This is a genomic window from Thalassotalea atypica (assembly GCF_030295975.1).
Classification (GTDB): Bacteria; Pseudomonadota; Gammaproteobacteria; order Enterobacterales; family Alteromonadaceae; genus Thalassotalea_F; species Thalassotalea_F atypica.
In genome coordinates this window covers 975,073-994,658 of record NZ_AP027364.1, presented here as the reverse complement: position 1 = coordinate 994,658, position 19,586 = coordinate 975,073, and the positions used below count along the sequence as shown (strand labels likewise).

Below are 19,586 nucleotides of genomic sequence, written 5' to 3'. Positions count from 1 at the left end.
TTTTTTCTGGGAACCATATATAGAATCAAGAGTCTTTAATGTCGTACTATGTAAAAATAGCTATACGTACTAAATAAAAATGATAAATAACCTCGAAAAATAAGTTATAAAACCCTATGACCATCGAACATTTTGCAAATTTAAAACAACATTTATCTGAACAAATCATTGGCCAACCCGCGTTGGTTGAGAATTTACTCATCGCATTACTAGCGGACGGACATTTAATTGTAGAGGGGCCACCGGGACTTGCTAAAACCCGCGCAGTGAATGCATTAGCAGAAGGGTTGGAGGCTGATTTCCATCGAGTACAATTTACCCCTGACTTACTACCAGCAGATTTAACCGGCACAGATATTTATCGTCCTGAAGATGGCACCTTTGTTTTTCAATCTGGGCCACTATTTCGAAATTTAGTCCTCGCTGATGAAATTAACCGTGCGCCAGCAAAAGTACAATCAGCTTTACTTGAAGCGATGGCGGAAGGGCAAATCACTGTTGGCCGCAACACCTACCAGTTACCAGAGCTATTTCTGGTAATGGCGACACAAAACCCACTCGAGCAAGAAGGTACTTACCCACTACCAGAAGCGCAGCTCGATCGTTTTTTGATGCATCTTGATATTGATTACCCTGATGCCAAAGCAGAGCTTGATATACTCAAACTTAATCGAGGTGAAGCCCTTAAACACGACAAAAAAGCTTTACGTATTTTAAGCCAAGACGAAATTTTTTCGGCTCGTGAACAAGCCCTTAAAATTCATATGTCAGAAGCAGTTGAAAACTATATCGTTGATTTGATTATGGCAACACGCCAGCCCGAAAAATATGACGATAAATTGAAAAAGTGGCTTGCTTACGGCGCTAGTCCACGTGCAACCATCGCATTGGATCGCTGTGCTCGCGCTAGAGCTTGGCTTCACAACCGTGACTTTGTCAGCCCTGAAGATGTTCAAGCGGTATTTCACAACGTATTAAGACATAGAATTTTGCTCACTTATCAAGCCGAAGCTGAAGGGATCACGCCTAATCAGTTACTTGACCACTTGTTGAGTTTAGTTGCAGTTGCCTAAGTTAATGCGATGAAATGGTTTAATCAATTATCAATAGCGCCTGAGCATAATGATGTACCGGCGATTTTGTCTAGCCTTAAGACAAACGGCATAGCGTTAAGTATTGAAGAGTTATTACAATACCAAAGTAAAGCTTCTTTGATCAACTTGTCAGCTAATCGCAACCAGTCGAGTAAAATGTCTGGAAATTACCTTGCCCGCAGCAAAGGTCGAGGCATGGAGTTTGATGAGGTACGTCATTACCAAACGGGCGATGATATACGTACGATAGATTGGCGCGTGACCGCTAGAACAGGTAAAACACATACCAAGTTATTTCGAGAAGAAATTGAGCGTCCGGTACTTATTGCGACAGATTTATCGAGTAATATGCATTTTGGCAGCAAGTTACTATTTAAATCCGTGCAAGCAGCACATGTCGCAGCATTAGTCGCGTGGCATGCCAAAGGGCGTGGAGATCGACTCGGCGGTATCGTATTTAATGAACATCGCCATTTAGAATGCAAGCCACGCAGTCGTAAGCAAGGTGTGTTACACTATCTACATAATCTGCAAGAAATTCATCGTTTAGGCCTAAACACACAACTACAAGAGAATGAAAAAAACCTGCAAGCTCCTGCCCTAGAAGCTACTGTAGCTTTCGAAGAGAATTGTGCTCGTATCAGACAACTAGCCCGACCAGGTAGTCTCGTTTATTTAATCACCGATGGTTATGGAGTAAGCGAAGAAAGTGTAAGACATTTGGCTCATGTCAGCCGTCACTGTGAATTGATCGTCTGCCAAATTTATGATCCTATTGAACATCAACTGCCAGCCTCCACCAACATGCTTAATGTAGTGCTAAGCGATGGCGAAAACAGGCAAACTTTGACACTAGGTAACAAGAAGAGTGAACAAGAATACGCGCAAAGTGCTCTAGCTCATCAGAAAATGCAACAACACTTATTTACTAAAGCCGGCGCTCGACTTTTGACTATTAGCGCAGCCGAAACATTGGAAAATCAATTGAGCCATGGAGACCGTCAATGGACCCGTTAGCTCAACTGCAAGACATTCACATCCCCGAACAAATAGCCAATTACCCAACAGCCCCTGGCTGGATAGCGGTATACGCATTATTATCCGCATTATTGGTATGGCTAATCATTAAATTTATACAACGGGTTAAATTAACGCGTAATCGTAAAGTAGCGCTAAAACAATTAGCACAAGCTGGCTCGGCGAGCGAATACATGACCATATTAAAGTGGGCTGCCATGGCTTACTTTCCCAGAAAAGATGTGGCTCATTTATCAGGAGAAAAGTTAACTGACTTCTTAGCAGCAGCACTACCTAGAAAACAACAACGAATGTTCAACAATAAATGCCAGAATTTACTCATTACCTATTATCAAAAGCCTTTTGATGACAATGAATGCCAGCAATTAAAAGAAGTTATTGAATTTTGGATTGGCCAAGCCTTACCACCTAAACCTGCACAAATGAAGGAGGCTATATGATCCATTTTGAATGGCCGTGGTTACTGCTTGCCTTACCATTACCTCTATTGGTCTATTGGCTACCGGCAAAAAAGCACAGCCAAAGTGCAGCGCTGAAAATTCCACACTTGTTGTCTGGCGTTTCAACCATTGAGTCGAGCAGTAATAAAAATAAAGTACCACTGTCGATATTAACCATCATATGGCTACTTACAGTTGTCTCGGCAAGTCAGCCACAATGGTTAGGAGAGCCAATTGATATTCCAACCGAAGGCCGTGAAATGATGATAGCGGTGGATTTATCGGGCAGTATGCAAGTAGAAGACATGGAACTGGGCGGTACTACAGTTAACCGATTAGACATGCTCAAAGTATTGCTTGGTGAGTTTATAGAAAGAAGACAAGGCGATCGCCTAGGCCTGATATTATTTGGTGATGATGCTTATATGCAAACCCCCATGACGTTTGACAGAAAAACAGTCAAACAAATGTTAGAAGAAACAGTGCTTGGTTTAGTCGGCAAGAAAACTGCGATTGGTGATGCAATTGCTTTAGCCGCAAAACGCTTTGACGAAAAACCGGACTCGAACCGCGTATTGGTATTACTGACTGATGGTCAAAACACGGCAGGTAAAATCACACCAGATCAAGCACTTGAATTAGCTGTTGATAAAGGCATTACCATATACTCCATCGGTATTGGCGCAGATGTCATGCTGCAACGTTCTTTGTTTGGTACGCGCCGCGTTAACCCATCAAGCGAATTAGATGAAGCAACACTAACAAACCTCGCCGAACAAACTGGCGGTAAATATTTTAGGGCTCGAGACAGCCAAAGCATGAGTGAAATATACCAATTACTCGACAATCTAGAGCCGGTAGAGCAAGAGCAACAACAAATGCGTCCGTTGACTTCTTTGTTCCATTACCCACTGGCTGTATCGCTTATTCTCGTGTTCTGTTATTTACTTACCATAAACATAAGGCATATGTGGGCAAGTCGGTCGACGCATACGGCCAGCAGTAAATTAGATAAGAATGCAGGGGTGAGCAAATGAATTTCAATGACTTTCATTTTATTAGGCCGGTGTGGTTATTAGCAATTATCGCGCTAATGCTTGCAATGTATCTGCTAAGAAAGATCCGCGTTAGCCAATCCGGCTGGACCAAGTTAGTACCCAAGCACCTGTCTTCGGTGTTGTTAGAGCAAGGAAACGAAGGCAAATCGCTTTCACTTGCCTTACCTTTTTTGACCGGACTGCTGGCAATAGTTGCGCTGGCAGGTCCTACTTGGCAAAAGTTACCTCAGCCTGTTTATCAAATACAGCGGGGCTCTGTGCTCATTATGGATATGTCATACTCCATGTATGCCACAGATATCACCCCTAATCGCTTAACCCGTGCGCGCTACAAAGCCATCGACTTGTTGGATAACCTTAACGAAGGTGACATTGGCCTTATTGCTTATGCCGGAGATGCGTTTGTTATTAGTCCGCTCACAGAAGATATTAATAACATCAAATTATTACTGCCGTCTCTCAGTCCTGATCTTATGCCTGAAATGGGCAGTAATCCATTAGCCGCTTTGTATCTGGCTAACGATATGTTAGCAAATGCAGGGCATGTTGAAGGCGATATATACTGGTTTACCGACGGCATAGATTTTGAAGACATCAGCGATATTAACGACTGGTCAAAATCATTTCCACATCGTTTAAATATTCTCGGTGTTGGCACCAACGATGGTGCACCAATAAAGCTGACTAACGGTGAGTTATTAAAAGATGATAAAGGTGCAATAGTCCTTCCTCGCCTGAGCTCAAAGTATTTAGCGGGCGTTGCAAATCAATCAACTGGTCATTATCAAACGATTTCCCATGAAAATGATGATATTGAAGCCTTGACGAAACCTTCGAAAAATCAGCAAGAAAAACAGCAGGGGGAAAATAATAATACCGGTGATCAATGGCAAGAAGCGGGTCCTTATCTCGTTATTTTATTATTACCACTTTTATTGGGCTATTTCCGACGTGGCGTGTTATCAGTTGCTGCGATCTTAATGTTCACGCTGCCGAGCAAACCAAGCTACGCTGTTGATTTTAGCAATTTGTGGAAGACCAAAGATCAACAGGGTCAACAGCAATATAATCAAGAAAGCTATGACACTGCCGCTGCGCTATTTGAAGATCCGATGTGGAAAGGCAGTGCACAATATAAAAATGGAGAATATGAACAAGCCTTGAGCTCCTTTCAACAACTTGATACCGCAGACGCCTATTACAATCAAGGGAATGCTTACGCCCAATTGAAAGATTTTGATAACGCTATTGAAGCGTATGATAAAGCATTGGAGAAAAACCCAAACGATGAAAATGCCCAAAAAAATAAGGCGTTAATTGAAGAGCTCAAAAAACAGCAAGAACAACAGCAACAGCAGGAAAATGAGCAACAACAAGGCGATCAGAGCCAAGATCAACAAGATTCTGAAGAACAGCAATCAGAGCAAAAGGAGCAACAAAATAAAGATAGCCAGCAATCTGACAGCTCGGACGAAAATCAATCTCAGTCAGAACAAAAAAAAGATGATCAGGCTAACTCGCAAGAAAATCAATCAGAGCAAGAACAGCAAGATCAGCAGCAGGAAAACAGCAACGCTCAACAAAACGAGGCAGAAAAAGACCTAGAACAAGAGAAAGAGCAACAAGCTCAAAATGAAGCACAGCCCGAAGAAGGCGAGCCAGAAACTAAAGAAGCTCAAGCTCAACAAGCGCGTCAAGAACAAATAGATCAAGAAAAAGCGCAAAAACATCAGCAATTATTAAATAAGGTCACCGACGATCCTTACCTTTTATTACGCAACAAAATGCAGTTGGAGTATCAAAAGCGTCGTCAAAATGGCAGCCAATCAGGAGTGAAGAAAAAGTGGTAAGAGCTATTATTTTATTGGTCAGTGTATTTGGGATGATGCCGTCGCATGCATTGACTCAAGTAACCGCTTCGATAGATAAAAACCCTGTTACTGTCAAAGAGTCTATCGTATTAACAGTTGTTGCTGATGATGATGTCGATTCTAATGCACTGGACACTTCTGCCCTATTGAATGATTTTATTGTCGGTAGAACATCGGTTAGCACGCAAACTAGCATGGTTAATTTTCAAACTTCGAGAACCACAAAATGGACAACATTATTGGTTCCACGTCATGAAGGAAATTTAACAATTCCTGCACTAAAAATTGACGATCAACAAACAGCGCCAATTCAAGTTAAAGTGCTATCGGCTAGTGATCCCAGCGCGTCAAGGCAGCAAGACCTTTTTATCACCACAGAAGTGTCAAACAAAGACATTTATGTTCAGCAGATGATGACATTAACGGTAAAGCTGCATTTTGCTGCGGAACTACAACGAGGCAGCTTAAGTGAGCCAAGCTTCGAAGGCGCAACCATCACTCAAGTGGGGAAAGATAAAGAAAATGAAACCATTATTAATGGACGTCGTTTTCGCGTCATTGAACGTACCTACTCTGTCACTCCACAACAAAGCGGAGATTTTATACTTGCATCCCCAATGTTTTCAGGTGAAATCATGGTGCAATCGGCAAGACGCTCAAATTTTCTAAGCTTTGGTGAGACAAAACCCGTAAGCGTCATCGGTGAAGAAATTCCTATTAAGGTTCGCCCTATTCCTCAGCAATTCAAAGGCCAATGGCTACCCAGTGAGCTCCTGACCCTACACGAAGAATGGCAACCTACTGAAGGGCAATTTACAGTTGGAGAGCCAATCACACGTACTATCACGTTAACCGCTGCGGGTGTTTCTTCAGAGCAATTGCCATCAATAGCATTGACGTTGCCGAAAGGACTTAAAGTATACCCTGACCAAGCAGAGCTGCATTCAAGCTTAAACAAAGGGCGAATCATCAGTCAGTCAGTGCGAAACTTTGCCATTGTCGCAAGTCGTGCCGGAGAATATCAATTGCCAGCGCTAACTATCCCATGGTGGAACACGATCACTAATCGCATGGAAACTGCAACATTACCGGCGCAATCGATCATTATCAAACCAAACGAAAATATCGATACGACTACAGATATTCCCCCCCCAGCCATTCAACAAGACAAAGGATATATCACTCCCGAAACTGTTATTATTGAGAAATCGCCTTGGCTGCAGTGGTTATTCCTAGCATTATGGTTACTGACTTGCCTAGCGTGGTTGACGCAATACCTTTTGAGTCGACGTACAAAGTCAATTCTTAAGAATAAGACCGACACTTATCAAGTTAATGATGTTCACTTGGCTATATTAGCAGCCTGTAAAAAGAACCAAGGTGCACAAGTGATGAACTTGTTGTTGCCTTGGGCAAAAAGTATCAGTAAAACGCAAACCGTCAATAATATTAGTGACGCAAAGGCGTATTTTAGTCATGATGAATTTAGCCAAGCAGTCGATGATTTATATGCCTATTTTTATGGCAATAACGACCAACCGGCCAAAGAGTGGCAGGGAGACGCGCTTGTTCATGCAATATCAGCGCTTTATAAAATCCAAGCAAAACAAAGCGCTAACACATCAATAAAACTGAACCCTTAATATTTCAGGTTCAATATCACACTTCTTCGGCGATGTTATTTTTAGCACAATCGGCTAAACTTAACCTCGCCGTTTTAATTTCTACGCGTTAAATAATGCTAAAAAAAATAATTCGAAATAATAATTCAGACCATCGGGTCTCTACTTCCATGACGACAAAACAAGTAAGATACGAAGCCCTTGTTCGGGCCTTGCATAGTGATTTATATCGCTATGCGTATTGGTTGACGCATGATAAGCAAGTGTCAGAAGATTTGGTGCAAGAAACCTTTCTGCGTGCATGGCGCGCCTTAGATTCACTTAAGGACGAAAAAGCCGCGAAGTCTTGGCTGATCACCATATTACGACGTGAAAATGCCAGACGCTTTGAACGAAAGCGTTTTGAAATGAGTGAATATGATGAAGCCGCAATAACAGATACGCGCTCAACAAGTACCGAACAAGAAATAGAAAACCACTGGCTAAGAGAAAAAATAGGTCTCATGCCAGATGAATATCGAGAGCCACTTGTGTTACAGGTGGTCGGTGGCTTTAGCGGCGAAGAAATAGCTAAAATCCTCGACTTAAATAAGAACACCGTAATGACAAGACTGTTTCGCGCCAGAAACCAGTTAAAAGAAGCGATCGATGAACAACCATTGAAAAGAGGTAATCACAATGGATGATCTGAAATTTAGACGCAGCCTGCTCGCTGATCCCTACAGTCAAGATCCTGAATTTATGTCTGCAAGAAAAGCAGATGCAAGTAAACAACAATATGCTCAAGAGATTGAAATCCTAAACAGTAAAATTGAACAAGCATTGAATGTGCCTGTACCTGAAGATTTGTGTGATCATTTAATCCTGCGCCAAACCATGGCTAGTCATCGTCAGCAAAAGCGTAAGAGTCGAACTCACCTTGCTCTAGCTGCATCAGTGGCATTCGCCTTTGGTTTAATCTTTAATTTTATGCAATTTTCTAGCGCATACTCAGGTATTGATGATTATGCATTAGCCCACGTTTATCATGAAGTAGGTAGTTTTGATAATACTACAGATGCTCGGGTTTCACTGACCTCATTAAATAGCAAAATGGCGTCATTTGATGGCCGCTTTAGTGGTACTATTGGTGAACTAATATCTGCAGATTATTGTCGATTTGATGGCATCAAGAGTTTGCATTTGGTCTTCCAAGGTAAAACGTCACCAGTTAATGTTTTTGTGGTACCTAATCGTGACGAAGTGTTGTTTTCAGAGCAGTTTTCAGACGCTCAATTGCGTGGTATTGCAAAGCAGTTTGGGCAACAGAATGTGATTATAGTCGGCGATAAGCAAGAGTCTTTAAATCAATGGCAGCAAAACCTTGCAAAAAACATTCAATGGTCAACTTAATCAAAGGCTAAACTTTATAAATCACAAAGTTGTTACGAATATTTCAGACTAGCCCCTAGCTCATTAAAACCATACTTGTTAGCATAGCGACATTCTAGCTAATAAGTATGGCAAACATGGCATTTGAACTTCCAACTTTAGTAACATTCGTAAGTTACCTACTGGTCACTTTAGCAATTGGTGTTGTCGCTTTTAAAGCAACTGATACCTTAAGTGATTATATTTTAGGTGGCCGTAAATTGGGCCCTGCAGTTACCGCTTTGAGTGTCGGTGCATCTGATATGAGCGGCTGGCTACTACTTGGGCTTCCCGGCGCAATATATCTTTCTGGGGTTAGCGAAGTATGGATAGGTGTCGGCTTGGTTGTGGGGGCCTACTTCAATTGGCTATTAGTCGCTCCACGACTTAGAAAATTCACAGAAAAAGCCAATGACTCACTTACGTTACCAGAGTTTTTCGAGAACCGCTTCAATGATACTTCTCATCTACTAAGGTTTATATCAGCAGCCACTATTTTAATCTTTTTTACCTTCTATGTTTCTTCTGGTTTAGTTGGGGGCGCCATTTTATTTGAAAAAGTCTTTGGCTTAGATTATAACTCAGCGTTAATCATTGGCGCAGTAGTCATTGTATCTTACACCTTTTTAGGTGGCTTCTTGGCGGTCAGTTGGACTGACTTCTTCCAAGGCTGCTTGATGCTACTTGCATTGGTTATTTTGCCTATTACGACAATCTATGAATTAGGCGGTATAGATAAAACAGCGGCAATTTTAGATAATGCCAACCCAGAATACGCCAGTTTATTTAAAAATTTTTCATGGCTTGGTTTTATCTCACTTATGGCTTGGGGATTGGGTTACTTTGGTCAACCTCATATTTTATCTCGCTTTATGGCAATTCGTTCAACAAAAGACATTCCAGCATCACGTAATATTGCCATGGTATGGATGGTGGTGTCTTTGATCGGTGCGCTTGGTGTTGGTTTGGTAGGCCTGGCCTACTATGTACAAACACCATTGGAAAATAGTGAAACAATTTTTATTCAGCTTTCGTCAAGCATTCTCAACCCTTGGGTTGCCGGCGTAATAATTGCCGCCATACTATCAGCTATCATGAGTACGATTGATTCTCAACTACTGGTTTGCTCAAGTGTAATTGTAGAAGACTTTTACAAGCACCTGAATCAACGTGAAGCCAGTGAAAAAGAACTTGTGTGGCTTTCGCGTATTTCTCTAATTGTTATTGCATTACTCGCCACAGTAATCGCAACGAACCCTGAAAGCTCGGTTCTTGACTTGGTTAGCTATGCTTGGGCAGGTTTTGGCGCTGCGTTTGGCCCAACGGTAATACTTTCTCTTTATTGGTCTAAATATACCAAGTTAGGCGCTATTTGCACGGTTATTACTGGAGCAATAATTGTCGTTGTTTGGAAGCAATTAACCGGCGGAATATTTGATTTATACGAAATAGTCCCTGGTTTTATCACTGCAATGGCTGTGGGCGTATTAGTGTCAACTACCGTTAAATCAGACTCAACAGAATCCGAAGAAATGTTTCATCAGTTAAATAAAGATTAGCGATTTAATAACGATTAAATTATAGTGGCGTAATACCTAACTTCAGTATTGCGCCTGAATTTACCCCAAAAGAATAATAATTAAGTAATACGAAGACAAAAGCTAAACCAAGGATTTTCTTACGTATGTATTTTTATGCGGCCCGACAGCCTATTTTGGACAAAAACAAAGCTTTATTTGCCTATGAGCTGCTGTTTAGAGATAGCATCGATAATATATTTCCAGATATAGACGGTGATGAAGCAACAACTAAAATGGTTGAAGCAAGCCAGTTTAACATGGGAATCAATGAGTTCACCGGCAACAAACCAGCTTTTATTAACTTTACACTAGAAACTTTGAGTCAAGGTTATGCCACCATGCTCACCAACGAAGAAGTCGTCGTTGAGATATTGGAAACAGTTAAACCAGGTAAGAAACTTTTGGCGATTTGTAAAGAGCTTAATGACAAAGGCTACACTATCGCGCTTGATGATTATGAGCATCAATCAGTTTGGGGGCATTTTTACCCGTTTATCCAGATAATCAAAATCGATTTTCAGCAAACTACTGTAGATGAAATTAAAGTCATCAAAAAAGCAATTGAGTCATATCCCCACATAAAATTGTTAGCGGAGAAAGTAGAGACCCATGAAGAATATAATCAAGCAGTAGCTCTTGATTTTGATTATTTTCAGGGCTTCTTTTTTTCTAAACCCGAAATGGTTAAGGCCAAAAATTTATCGCCCTCGCAAATTGCTATGGCAGAATTGCTGTATGAAACCTCTAAACCGGATTTAGACTTAACTTCTATCACGGCAGTATTTGAACGCGATGTGTCGTTATCATACAAGCTTCTACGCTATGCAAATTCACCAATCTTTCGTCGACGAAGTGAAATTTCAACAATAAAACAGGCCTTGGTGATCTTAGGCTCAGCGGAGTTGAAAAAGTTTATTGCTTTAATGTTTGCAACTACGGCTAACCCTGATAAACCGTCTGAATTAATCACAATGTCGATGGCACGGGCAAAATTCTGTGAGCTTGTCGCGCCACTAATGAAAACGCAAGGCGATACATCAATGGCATTTTTGACAGGCCTTTTATCAATGATTGATGCTATCTTAGATGAAAGTTTGGAAAGCGTACTGGCTAAATTACCACTAGCAAAAGAAGTAACAGAGCCACTCTTAACTGGCAAAGGCACCATGGCTGCGATTATCAAGCAGTTGGAACTGATTGAACATGCAGAATGGGATAAGGCCATGTTAGTGATGGAAAAGTTACAACTCGATAAAGAAAAAACCGTTGAATGTTATAACCAAGCGCTTGCATGGGCCGATGAACAGGCTAGTCAGATGACATAGCATCAGTTTTATTGTCGCTGTAACGCAATGAAAAAAGAGCCCGTAGGCTCTTTTTTTATTGAGAGTAAGAAGGTGGTAATGTTGTTATTCAAAACCGTTTGGGTTTTGCGATTGCCATCGCCATGTATCTTCAATCATCGTGTTTAAATCACGAACCGCTTTCCAGTTCAATAATGTTAGTGCTTTATCAGCATTAGCAAATACTGTCGCAATATCACCAACACGTCTGGGCACAATAGCATATGGGATATCTTTACCACTAATCGCTTTAAAGCTCTTCACAATCTCCAAAACTGAAGTGCCATTGCCAGTACCTAAATTGATCGGCTGACATCCTTGTAAATCATTTAAGGCCTCTACAGCTTTAATATGACCCAAGGCAAGGTCTACAACATGAATATAGTCTCTAACTCCGGTACCGTCTGGCGTATCATAGTCATCACCAAATACATTGAGCTGAGCCAACCGGCCAACGGCGACTTGAGCGACATAAGGTAAAAGGTTATTGGGAATACCGTTAGGGTTTTCACCCATAGTACCGGATGCATGAGCGCCAATTGGGTTGAAATAACGTAAACAAGCAATCGACCATTTTGTATCGCTCTTTGCCAAATCCATCAATATATTCTCGATCATTAGCTTCGTTTGACCATAAGGGTTAGTCGCAGAAGTTGCCATCGACTCATCTAAAGGAGAAATATTGTTTTCACCATAGACCGTTGCAGACGAGCTAAAAACAAGTTTTTTAACATTAAACTTTGCCATTATTTCGAAAAGCGTGATCGAGCCACTGACATTATTCTGGTAATAACTCAGTGGTATTTCATTTGACTCACCGACTGCTTTTAAACCAGCAAAGTGAATAACAGCTTCGATATCATGTTGGCTAAACACATCACTCATTGCTTTTGCATCACAGATATCCGCTTGAATGAATGTTGGGAAAACACCGGTTAGGGCTTCTATTCTAGACAGCACCCGAGTAGAAGAGTTTGACAGGTTATCAACAATAACAACCTCATGCCCTTTTTCAATCAATTCCACCACGGTATGACTACCAATATAGCCCGTGCCCCCTGTAACTAATAAACTCATCTTTTATCCATTTATCACGCTAAATCTCGTTAACATTTAATTTATTCAATATGGCGACTACGCCTGAGATTTAATTATAGTAGTTAAATAAGGTCGAAATAAACTGTTCGCGCTGATCTAAGGGTAATTTATTAATTCCTGCCGCGCCTGATCGGCCACCACCAGTGGCAAATTGAATACATACCTCATCAGCACCTTGCTTATTTTTTAGCGGCGCTCTAACACTTACCGTATAACTTTCACCATCGCGATTATAGGTTAGCACCCCATGAGCTTTATCAGGTGACTCATTCGCAAGTTCATTGCCAAATACACCACTAACACGTCGTGACCAAGGTGCGTCATCTAGGAGCACAACTTTAATCGCTTCATTATCAACTAGAATCTCAGAATGTTGGGCTTGTTTCATGTCTTCATGATAGGCCCGTTCTAAGGTTGAAAAAATTGAATCCTCATCCAAGATCAGATCAAATGGATCAGAATATGCTAACAATGCCTTAAACAGCTCCGCAGGGTGAAAATGTAAGTCCTCGACCGCCTGACCATAACCGTTATAATTAATGTACGTTCCTAAAGCGCTCAATTGCTGCTGTTGTATCTCTGACAGGCCTATCTGATTAGATAATGCGATAGCCGAGGCCGTCATATTGTCACCAAATGCAGCAGCAACCGCCCAGTTGGCATATTGTCCCTTTAAATACTCATTGACCAATAATGCGGTACATGTATTGGCATCAGTATTAATGATCGGTGTTAGGTTTTGATGAGTAGGAATTTCACCACTTCGATGATGATCAACATAAAACGTAGCAATGCCTTGAGCCAATGCTTGTTCGAGCGCCGTAACGTTTTTTTCCATGGATATATCAAGCACTGTCATTGACTGAGCTCTCGATAGATCTATTTTTTCAATTAATTGAATGTCTCGTTTTACCCCCGTGATCAAGACTGAATCTTTAGGCTCAGCAAGACGCAGTTGAATTAATGAAATAATGCCATCAGCATCACCATTAAAGACATCAAAATGTTTTTTATTATTTTTAACCACTACTGTATAAATCCTTGATTTCGTAAGTAACTTACGATTTGCTCCGCACATGCCTGAACAGAGTGTTCGTCGGTGTGAACGTGAATTTCAGGCGCCTTAGGTACATCATAGCCAGAGTCTATGCCAGTAAAATCCTTAATCTCGCCACTTCGTGCTTTTTTATATAGCCCTTTTGGGTCTCGTTGTTCACAAACAGCTATAGGGGTATCGATAAAGACCTCAATAAACTCACCATGGTCTAATTTTTCACGCGCCATCTGACGATCACAGGCAAAAGGTGAAATAAATGCAGTAGAAACAATCACGCCAGCATCGACAAACAGTTTTGCCACTTCGCTAACACGGCGTATATTTTCTATACGATCTTCATCACTAAAGCCTAAGTCGCCGTTTAAACCATGACGCACATTATCACCATCAAGCAAATATGTACGACACTGCTGTTGATGTAACAATGCATCAACAGCGTTAGCTATGGTTGATTTGCCTGAGCCGCTTAATCCGGTGTACCAAAGTAAGCACGATTTTTGATTGTTCAGTGCTGCACGTTGGGCTTTGTTTACTTGTTGTTCATGCCAAACGGTGTTTTCTGTTTTCATATGTTTTAACTTAAATGATTAAAATGGAAATATAACGGGGATCATAAAAATCACCACCGCCGAATATGTGATTGATACAGGCAAGCCATACTTAACGAAATCGGCTAATCGGTAGTTGCCCGCGTTAAATACCATGACATTGGTTTGATAACCGTACGGACTGATAAAACTCCCGCTAGCAGCAAAAGCGACTGCCATGACAAAGGGTACCGGGTTTGCGTCTAGCCCAATGGCCATATTGTAAGCAATAGGAAATATCAATGCTGCTGCCGCATTGTTTGTTACCAATTCAGTCACCACTAAGGTCAAGACAAATACCATAATAAAGACGATAAAAATACTTTGCCCATGTAATAGTTGCTCAACTTGACTCGCCAGTAACTCTGCCACACCGCTATTTTCCATAGCGGTTGCTAAGGTCAGTGCGCTTAATACGATCATCCATATTTCCAGTGGAAAACGTCGCTTAATTTCGTTAATAGGTAGACAGCCAGTAAAGACGAGTAAAGCAACAAAAAACAATAGGCATTTAAGCAAGCTAATAGACGTTAGTACAGACGTTGCAATAGAAACGATAAAGCCAAACACGGTCAAACGATCACGCCAACCATAAAGCATGTTATCGGGCTGATGACCGGATAAGATAAAAAAGTTTTTAGATAAATTGGTACGAGAGCTAAAGTCTTTACCGACGGCAAGGACAAGAAAATCGCCTGATTGAATGACGATTTCACCAAGCTTACCTGATAATGTCCCACCTTCTCGCCTTATTGCAACAACGGCTGAATCAAATCGAGCCCGAAATCCCGCTCCTTTAAGGCTTTTTCCAATAACAGCAGAATCCGGTTTTATCACCACTTCAGTCAAATTATCCCGCAGCAAACCATCTTGTTCAGCAAAGAGTGTTAAACCGTCAAATTGCTGTAAGGTCAACACTTTGGATATGTCACCAGTAAAAATCAGTTTATCGCCCACTTCCAAATATTCCTCAGGCTTTACAGGAGAAATAAGTCGTCCTTTTCTAACCAATTCTACTAGGAATAATGAGTCCAAGCTTCTTAAGCCATTCTCCTCGATAGTCTTACCAATTAGTCCAGATGATTCTACAACTTCAGCTTCAACTAGGTATTCTTTGGTTTGTAATGCTTCTTTAGTAATATCAGGCAAACTCGGCAAGCGAAGTAATATAACAATAGAGCAAATGCCTAATGCGGTAAGACCAATGATAGTGAAATCAAAAAATGCCAAGCTGTTTTGACTTTGTTCGATGTAGAGGCTATTTACAAGTAAATTGGTGGAGGTGCCGACCAGGGTTAACGTACCGCCCAAAATCGACACAAATGAAAGTGGTAATAGTAATTTTCCTGGATTAATAAGGGTGTTGTTTTTAACGGTATTGATCAGGCTTGCCACAACCGCTGTATTATTCATCAAAGCCGATGCGAATGCCGCACTGAGTAAAGTCCTCAATGTGGATTTAATTTTCGAGCCACTGATTAGAATAGTCGACAATCGACGAAGCACACTGGTACGCTCGAACGCAAATGAACAAAGTACCAATAAAACGAGTGTTACTAACCCTGGGTTAACTGCATTTGCTAAAATATCATCGGTAGAGACTAATGTAGCGGCGAGGCAGAGAAGTGTAGCGCCGAAAAATACGCGCTCAGGAGCCTTTTGAAACTTGATCAGACCGACTAAAGTACCGAAGAATATCGCCAGCATTACCCATTGCATAGCAGCCATCTAGTGATCCTTTTCACGTTGTTTAATGCTAAAAGCGCGCCTTAATTACTTACTATTACTCAACATTTTAAGTCTAGCAAGCAATTAAGCGCTTTTTCATCAAGAAGTAGTTAGCCAAACAATTTAGATAAATCGCGAGAGCCCCAATGTGGGAAATGTTTGCGGACTAAGGCGTTAAATTCAACTTCAAAATCGGAATAGCTTTGCTCTTTAAGCGTTTCACTTATTTGCTTAATCATGCCGGCACCAACCGTCACATTACTTAAGCGATCGATAATGATAAACGCCCCAGTTTCTGGGTTAATTTCATACGGATCAAAATGGATTTGCTCTGCCACGCTCATAGCGACCGTGCCAATTTCATTTAAGCCCAATTGCGAGACCTCACTCGCCTCCATGGTATTAACATCAATTTTATTTTCAATTTTCGATACGTGCCCAGTAGTCATTCGGGTGCCGTGCTTGATGTAATATTCACGACCAGTTTCTAACGCTTCTTCATGCATCCAAACAACGTTAGCACTGAAGTTTTTAGATGAAGAAGGGATGGCATCCTTCTTCACAATCATGTCACCACGGCTGATATCAATTTCATCTTCTAGCGTCAGGGTAATGGCCATGCCTTTTTCCGCACGCTCTAGCTCGCCATCAAAGGTGACTATTGATTTTACATGACTTTCTTTGCCTGATGGCAAGGCAACAATCGTATCGCCAATTCTAATTTGGCCAGCCGCAATCGTGCCCGCAAATCCTCTAAAGTTAAGATGTGGCCTGTTAACGTATTGCACAGGGAACCTAAACTCTGACAATGCTTGCTGACGTTCAACTTTTATCGTGTTCAGTAACTTCATTAAGGTAGCACCGGGGTACCAACTCATGTTTTCACTTTCTTCAACAACATTATCGCCATTGAGCGCCGAAATCGGTACAAAACGAATGTCTTCAAACGCTAATGATTCAGCAAATTCACGATAACTTTTTTTAATTTCTTGGTATCTCTCTTGACTATAATCAACCAAGTCCATTTTATTCACGGCCACTAAAACGTGTTTGATACCCAGTAGCGAACAAATAAAAGAATGGCGACGGGTCTGCACTTGAACGCCATGGCGAGCGTCAATCAAGATAATGGCCAAATCGCAGGTGGAAGCCCCTGTTGCCATGTTGCGTGTATATTGCTCGTGTCCAGGGGTATCTGCAATAATGAACTTTCTTTTATCTGTTGAAAAATAACGATAAGCAACATCAATAGTGATACCTTGCTCTCGCTCTGACTGTAAACCATCAACCAATAGCGCTAAATCAACTGTTTCGCCCGTTGTACCCGATTTTTTACTGTCGTTTTCAATAGCTGCTAATTGGTCTTCAAAAATCATTTTTGAGTCGTGTAATAAGCGGCCGATTAACGTACTTTTTCCATCATCAACACTACCACAAGTCAAAAATCTGACCAGTTCTTTATTTTCATGTTGCTTTAAATACGCTTGAATGTCTTGTTCAATTAAGTCTGACTGATGACTCATTTTTATCCCTTACTTAGCAACTGCACTTTGAATTGAACTCACAATGATAAAACGCAGCTGAGAAAATTTGATGTATTGCCTAAAGAAAATTTAGAAGTACCCTTCCATTTTCTTCTTCTCCATTGAACCTGCTGAATCGTGATCAATAACTCGCCCCTGTCGTTCTGAAGTTTTCGTCAGCAACATTTCTTGAATTATATCAGGTAAGGTCGCAGCCTCAGATTCAACGGCGCCTGTTAATGGGTAACAACCTAGAGTTCTAAATCTAACTTTCTTCATCTGAACCTGCTCATTTTCTTCAAGCGGCATACGGTCATCATCGACCATGATCAGGGTGCCATCACGCTCTACTACTGGTCGCTCGGCAGAAAGGTATAACGGTACAATTTCAATATTTTCAAGGTATATATATTGCCAAATATCGAGTTCAGTCCAGTTTGATAACGGAAATACACGAATACTTTCGCCATTATCAACCTTACCGTTGTATATGTTCCATAACTCTGGACGTTGATTTTTCGGATCCCAACGGTGGTTCTCATCTCTAAATGAATACACTCTTTCTTTGGCACGAGATTTTTCTTCATCACGACGTGCGCCACCAAAAGCAGCATCAAAGCCATAATGATCGAGTGCCTGTTTCAAGCCTTGGGTTTTCATGACGTCAGTATGTTTTGCACTGCCATGTTTAAATGGGCTGATCCCCATTTTTAACCCTTCAGGATTTTTATGAACAAGTAGTTCAAAATCATATTTTTTCGCCATTTCATCACGAAACGCGATCATTTCTTTAAACTTCCACGTAGTATCCACATGTAAAAGTGGGAAGGGAATTTTTCCTGGGGCAAACGCTTTTCGCGCAAGGTGTAACAAAACGGCAGAGTCTTTGCCCACAGAGTAAAGCATCACCGGCTTATCAAATTCCGCAGCGACTTCACGTATAATATGGATTGATTCAGCTTCTAATTTTTGCAGATGGGTTAAATTCATAAACCTATTAACTTCCTTCGTTTTTGCAAGCGCCAATCAGCTGTTGCAATTTTTATTGTCAATATTGTGCCACATCCTGCGTAGCTCAACCATATAAGAAAAAGCTTTTATATTCCATTTCGAAATATAAAAACTCCTTTTACCATTTATCAGCAATATCTAAGCTTACTCTAAAACCAGTTGCTTTAGATATGCCCTAAACTGACTATTTAGCTCAGGGTGACGCAGGCCATACTCGACATTGGCCATCATGTAGCCCATTTTAGAGCCACAGTCATGAGACTTACCTGTCATATGAAAAGCCTCAACTGTTTCTATTTTCATTAAACTTGCAATAGCGTCCGTTAGCTGTATTTCATCACCGGCACCTGGTGGTGTATATTCTAACAAATCCCATATTTGCTCTGATAATACATAGCGACCGACAACCGCCAAATTTGATGGCGCATCTTCAACCGCGGGCTTTTCAACAACCGCTGTCATTTTCTCACATTGTCCTGCACTTAAAGCTGCACCGCCGCAATCAACCACACCATAATTGCTTACTTTTTCCATAGGCACTGGCTCTACCAATATTTGACTATGTTCGGTTTGGTTAAAGCGAGCTATCATAGCAGCCAAGTTTTCTTCTTTTAAGTTGGCACTACCATCATCAAGAATAACATCGGGTAATACCACGACAAAAGGCTCATTTCCAACCACTGGACGGGCTTTTAATACAGCATGCCCAAGACCTTTAGCTTCGCCCTGTCGAACATGCATTATGGTGACATCTCTTGGGCATATTGCTTGAATTTCTCCAAGCAATTGACGTTTAACCCGCTTTTCCAGCGTCGTCTCTAGCTCAAAAGATTTATCAAAATGATTTTCTATCGCATTTTTAGATGAATGCGTCACTAATACAATTTCTTTTATACCCGCCGCCACACACTCATTTACAATGTACTGAATTAAAGGTTTATCAACTATGGGCAACATTTCTTTAGGAATGGCTTTGGTTGCAGGTAACATTCGAGTCCCTAAACCCGCAACAGGGATAACAGCTTTTCTGATCACTTTTGACATTTCGTCTTCCATTTTCATAATACGTTATTGGTGTCATTTACTGACACAATTTGGTAATCCGTGGTTCATTAAATATTGCATT

At 41.1% G+C, this 19,586-nt stretch carries 17 protein-coding genes; 10 read left to right on the top strand and 7 right to left on the bottom strand.

The features are described from left to right. Window positions 1-116 precede the first annotated feature (116 nt). The 10 genes from QUE03_RS04625 to QUE03_RS04580 all read left to right on the top strand — a co-directional run bounded on the left by QUE03_RS04625 (window position 117) and on the right by QUE03_RS04580 (window position 11,438). Window positions 117-1,073: an AAA family ATPase gene (locus tag QUE03_RS04625; protein WP_286265603.1), complete on the top strand. Its 957-nt coding sequence runs from the start codon at window positions 117-119 to the stop codon at window positions 1,071-1,073. 9 nt (window positions 1,074-1,082) lie between these two features. Next, window positions 1,083-2,111 carry a DUF58 domain-containing protein gene (locus tag QUE03_RS04620; protein WP_286265601.1) on the top strand — a complete coding sequence of 343 codons (1,029 nt, stop codon included), beginning with the start codon at window positions 1,083-1,085 and terminating at the stop codon, window positions 2,109-2,111. Further along, window positions 2,099-2,572 (top strand): DUF4381 domain-containing protein, encoded by a 474-nt coding sequence (locus tag QUE03_RS04615; protein ID WP_286265599.1) that lies wholly within the window; start codon window positions 2,099-2,101, stop codon window positions 2,570-2,572. The genes QUE03_RS04620 and QUE03_RS04615 overlap by 13 nt, the downstream gene beginning before the upstream one ends. Then, window positions 2,569-3,609: a vWA domain-containing protein gene (locus QUE03_RS04610; protein WP_286265597.1), complete on the top strand. Its 1,041-nt coding sequence runs from the start codon at window positions 2,569-2,571 to the stop codon at window positions 3,607-3,609. The genes QUE03_RS04615 and QUE03_RS04610 overlap by 4 nt, the downstream gene beginning before the upstream one ends. Then, window positions 3,606-5,480: a VWA domain-containing protein gene (locus QUE03_RS04605; RefSeq protein WP_286265595.1), complete on the top strand. Its 1,875-nt coding sequence runs from the start codon at window positions 3,606-3,608 to the stop codon at window positions 5,478-5,480. Before QUE03_RS04610 ends, QUE03_RS04605 begins: the two co-directional genes overlap by 4 nt. Continuing rightward, window positions 5,474-7,144: a BatD family protein gene (locus QUE03_RS04600; RefSeq protein ID WP_286265592.1), complete on the top strand. Its 1,671-nt coding sequence runs from the start codon at window positions 5,474-5,476 to the stop codon at window positions 7,142-7,144. Before QUE03_RS04605 ends, QUE03_RS04600 begins: the two co-directional genes overlap by 7 nt. Before the next feature lie 149 nt (window positions 7,145-7,293). Beyond that, window positions 7,294-7,809 carry a sigma-70 family RNA polymerase sigma factor gene (locus QUE03_RS04595; protein ID WP_286265591.1) on the top strand — a complete coding sequence of 172 codons (516 nt, stop codon included), beginning with the start codon at window positions 7,294-7,296 and terminating at the stop codon, window positions 7,807-7,809. Continuing rightward, window positions 7,802-8,515 (top strand): DUF3379 family protein, encoded by a 714-nt coding sequence (locus QUE03_RS04590; RefSeq protein WP_286265589.1) that lies wholly within the window; start codon window positions 7,802-7,804, stop codon window positions 8,513-8,515. Before QUE03_RS04595 ends, QUE03_RS04590 begins: the two co-directional genes overlap by 8 nt. 116 nt (window positions 8,516-8,631) lie before the next feature. Beyond that, the gene (gene putP / locus QUE03_RS04585) at window positions 8,632-10,092 is read left to right on the top strand and encodes a sodium/proline symporter PutP (RefSeq protein WP_286265586.1); all 1,461 of its coding nucleotides are present in this window, start codon (window positions 8,632-8,634) and stop codon (window positions 10,090-10,092) included. A 125-nt stretch (window positions 10,093-10,217) separates the two neighbouring features. After that, window positions 10,218-11,438 carry an EAL and HDOD domain-containing protein gene (locus tag QUE03_RS04580; RefSeq protein WP_286265584.1) on the top strand — a complete coding sequence of 407 codons (1,221 nt, stop codon included), beginning with the start codon at window positions 10,218-10,220 and terminating at the stop codon, window positions 11,436-11,438. Window positions 11,439-11,522: 84 nt separating this feature from the next. Here QUE03_RS04580 and galE read toward each other — a convergent pair whose 3' ends face one another. The 7 genes from galE to galU all read right to left on the bottom strand — a co-directional run bounded on the left by galE (window position 11,523) and on the right by galU (window position 19,504). Then, on the bottom strand, window positions 11,523-12,533 hold the full coding sequence (gene galE / locus QUE03_RS04575) for a UDP-glucose 4-epimerase GalE (RefSeq protein ID WP_286265582.1): 1,011 nt from the start codon (window positions 12,531-12,533) through the stop codon (window positions 11,523-11,525). A 70-nt stretch (window positions 12,534-12,603) separates the two neighbouring features. Then, window positions 12,604-13,581, bottom strand: coding sequence for a DHH family phosphoesterase (locus QUE03_RS04570; RefSeq protein WP_286265581.1), 978 nt, complete (start codon window positions 13,579-13,581; stop codon window positions 12,604-12,606). Further along, the gene (gene cysC, locus QUE03_RS04565) at window positions 13,581-14,180 is read right to left on the bottom strand and encodes an adenylyl-sulfate kinase (RefSeq protein ID WP_286265580.1); all 600 of its coding nucleotides are present in this window, start codon (window positions 14,178-14,180) and stop codon (window positions 13,581-13,583) included. Before cysC ends, QUE03_RS04570 begins: the two co-directional genes overlap by 1 nt. Before the next feature lie 18 nt (window positions 14,181-14,198). Further along, window positions 14,199-15,926, bottom strand: a complete 1,728-nt coding sequence (locus QUE03_RS04560) for an SLC13 family permease (protein ID WP_286265577.1) — start codon at window positions 15,924-15,926, stop codon at window positions 14,199-14,201. Window positions 15,927-16,036: 110 nt separating this feature from the next. Continuing rightward, window positions 16,037-17,449, bottom strand: coding sequence for a sulfate adenylyltransferase subunit CysN (gene cysN, locus QUE03_RS04555; protein WP_286265575.1), 1,413 nt, complete (start codon window positions 17,447-17,449; stop codon window positions 16,037-16,039). 90 nt (window positions 17,450-17,539) lie between these two features. Next, complete coding sequence (gene cysD / locus QUE03_RS04550; RefSeq protein ID WP_286265572.1) at window positions 17,540-18,475, bottom strand: sulfate adenylyltransferase subunit CysD; 936 nt, start codon at window positions 18,473-18,475, stop codon at window positions 17,540-17,542. 129 nt (window positions 18,476-18,604) lie between these two features. Beyond that, complete coding sequence (gene galU, locus QUE03_RS04545) at window positions 18,605-19,504, bottom strand: UTP--glucose-1-phosphate uridylyltransferase GalU (RefSeq protein ID WP_286265570.1); 900 nt, start codon at window positions 19,502-19,504, stop codon at window positions 18,605-18,607. Window positions 19,505-19,586: the final 82 nt, after the last annotated feature.

Bases quoted from the DNA above. Each gene is read 5' to 3' on its own strand.
- galU (WP_286265570.1), bottom strand. From the start codon at position 19,504: ATGTCAAAAGTGATCAGAAAAGCTGTTATCCCTGTTGCGGGTTTAGGG.
- QUE03_RS04610 (WP_286265597.1), top strand. From the start codon at position 2,569: ATGATCCATTTTGAATGGCCGTGGTTACTGCTTGCCTTACCATTACCT.
- QUE03_RS04590 (WP_286265589.1), top strand. From the start codon at position 7,802: ATGGATGATCTGAAATTTAGACGCAGCCTGCTCGCTGATCCCTACAGT.
- cysN (WP_286265575.1), bottom strand. From the start codon at position 17,449: ATGAGTCATCAGTCAGACTTAATTGAACAAGACATTCAAGCGTATTTA.
- QUE03_RS04580 (WP_286265584.1), top strand. From the start codon at position 10,218: ATGTATTTTTATGCGGCCCGACAGCCTATTTTGGACAAAAACAAAGCT.
- QUE03_RS04615 (WP_286265599.1), top strand. From the start codon at position 2,099: ATGGACCCGTTAGCTCAACTGCAAGACATTCACATCCCCGAACAAATA.
- QUE03_RS04605 (WP_286265595.1), top strand. From the start codon at position 3,606: ATGAATTTCAATGACTTTCATTTTATTAGGCCGGTGTGGTTATTAGCA.
- QUE03_RS04560 (WP_286265577.1), bottom strand. From the start codon at position 15,926: ATGGCTGCTATGCAATGGGTAATGCTGGCGATATTCTTCGGTACTTTA.
- QUE03_RS04625 (WP_286265603.1), top strand. From the start codon at position 117: ATGACCATCGAACATTTTGCAAATTTAAAACAACATTTATCTGAACAA.
- QUE03_RS04595 (WP_286265591.1), top strand. From the start codon at position 7,294: ATGACGACAAAACAAGTAAGATACGAAGCCCTTGTTCGGGCCTTGCAT.
- QUE03_RS04620 (WP_286265601.1), top strand. From the start codon at position 1,083: ATGAAATGGTTTAATCAATTATCAATAGCGCCTGAGCATAATGATGTA.
- cysC (WP_286265580.1), bottom strand. From the start codon at position 14,180: ATGAAAACAGAAAACACCGTTTGGCATGAACAACAAGTAAACAAAGCC.
- putP (WP_286265586.1), top strand. From the start codon at position 8,632: ATGGCATTTGAACTTCCAACTTTAGTAACATTCGTAAGTTACCTACTG.
- galE (WP_286265582.1), bottom strand. From the start codon at position 12,533: ATGAGTTTATTAGTTACAGGGGGCACGGGCTATATTGGTAGTCATACC.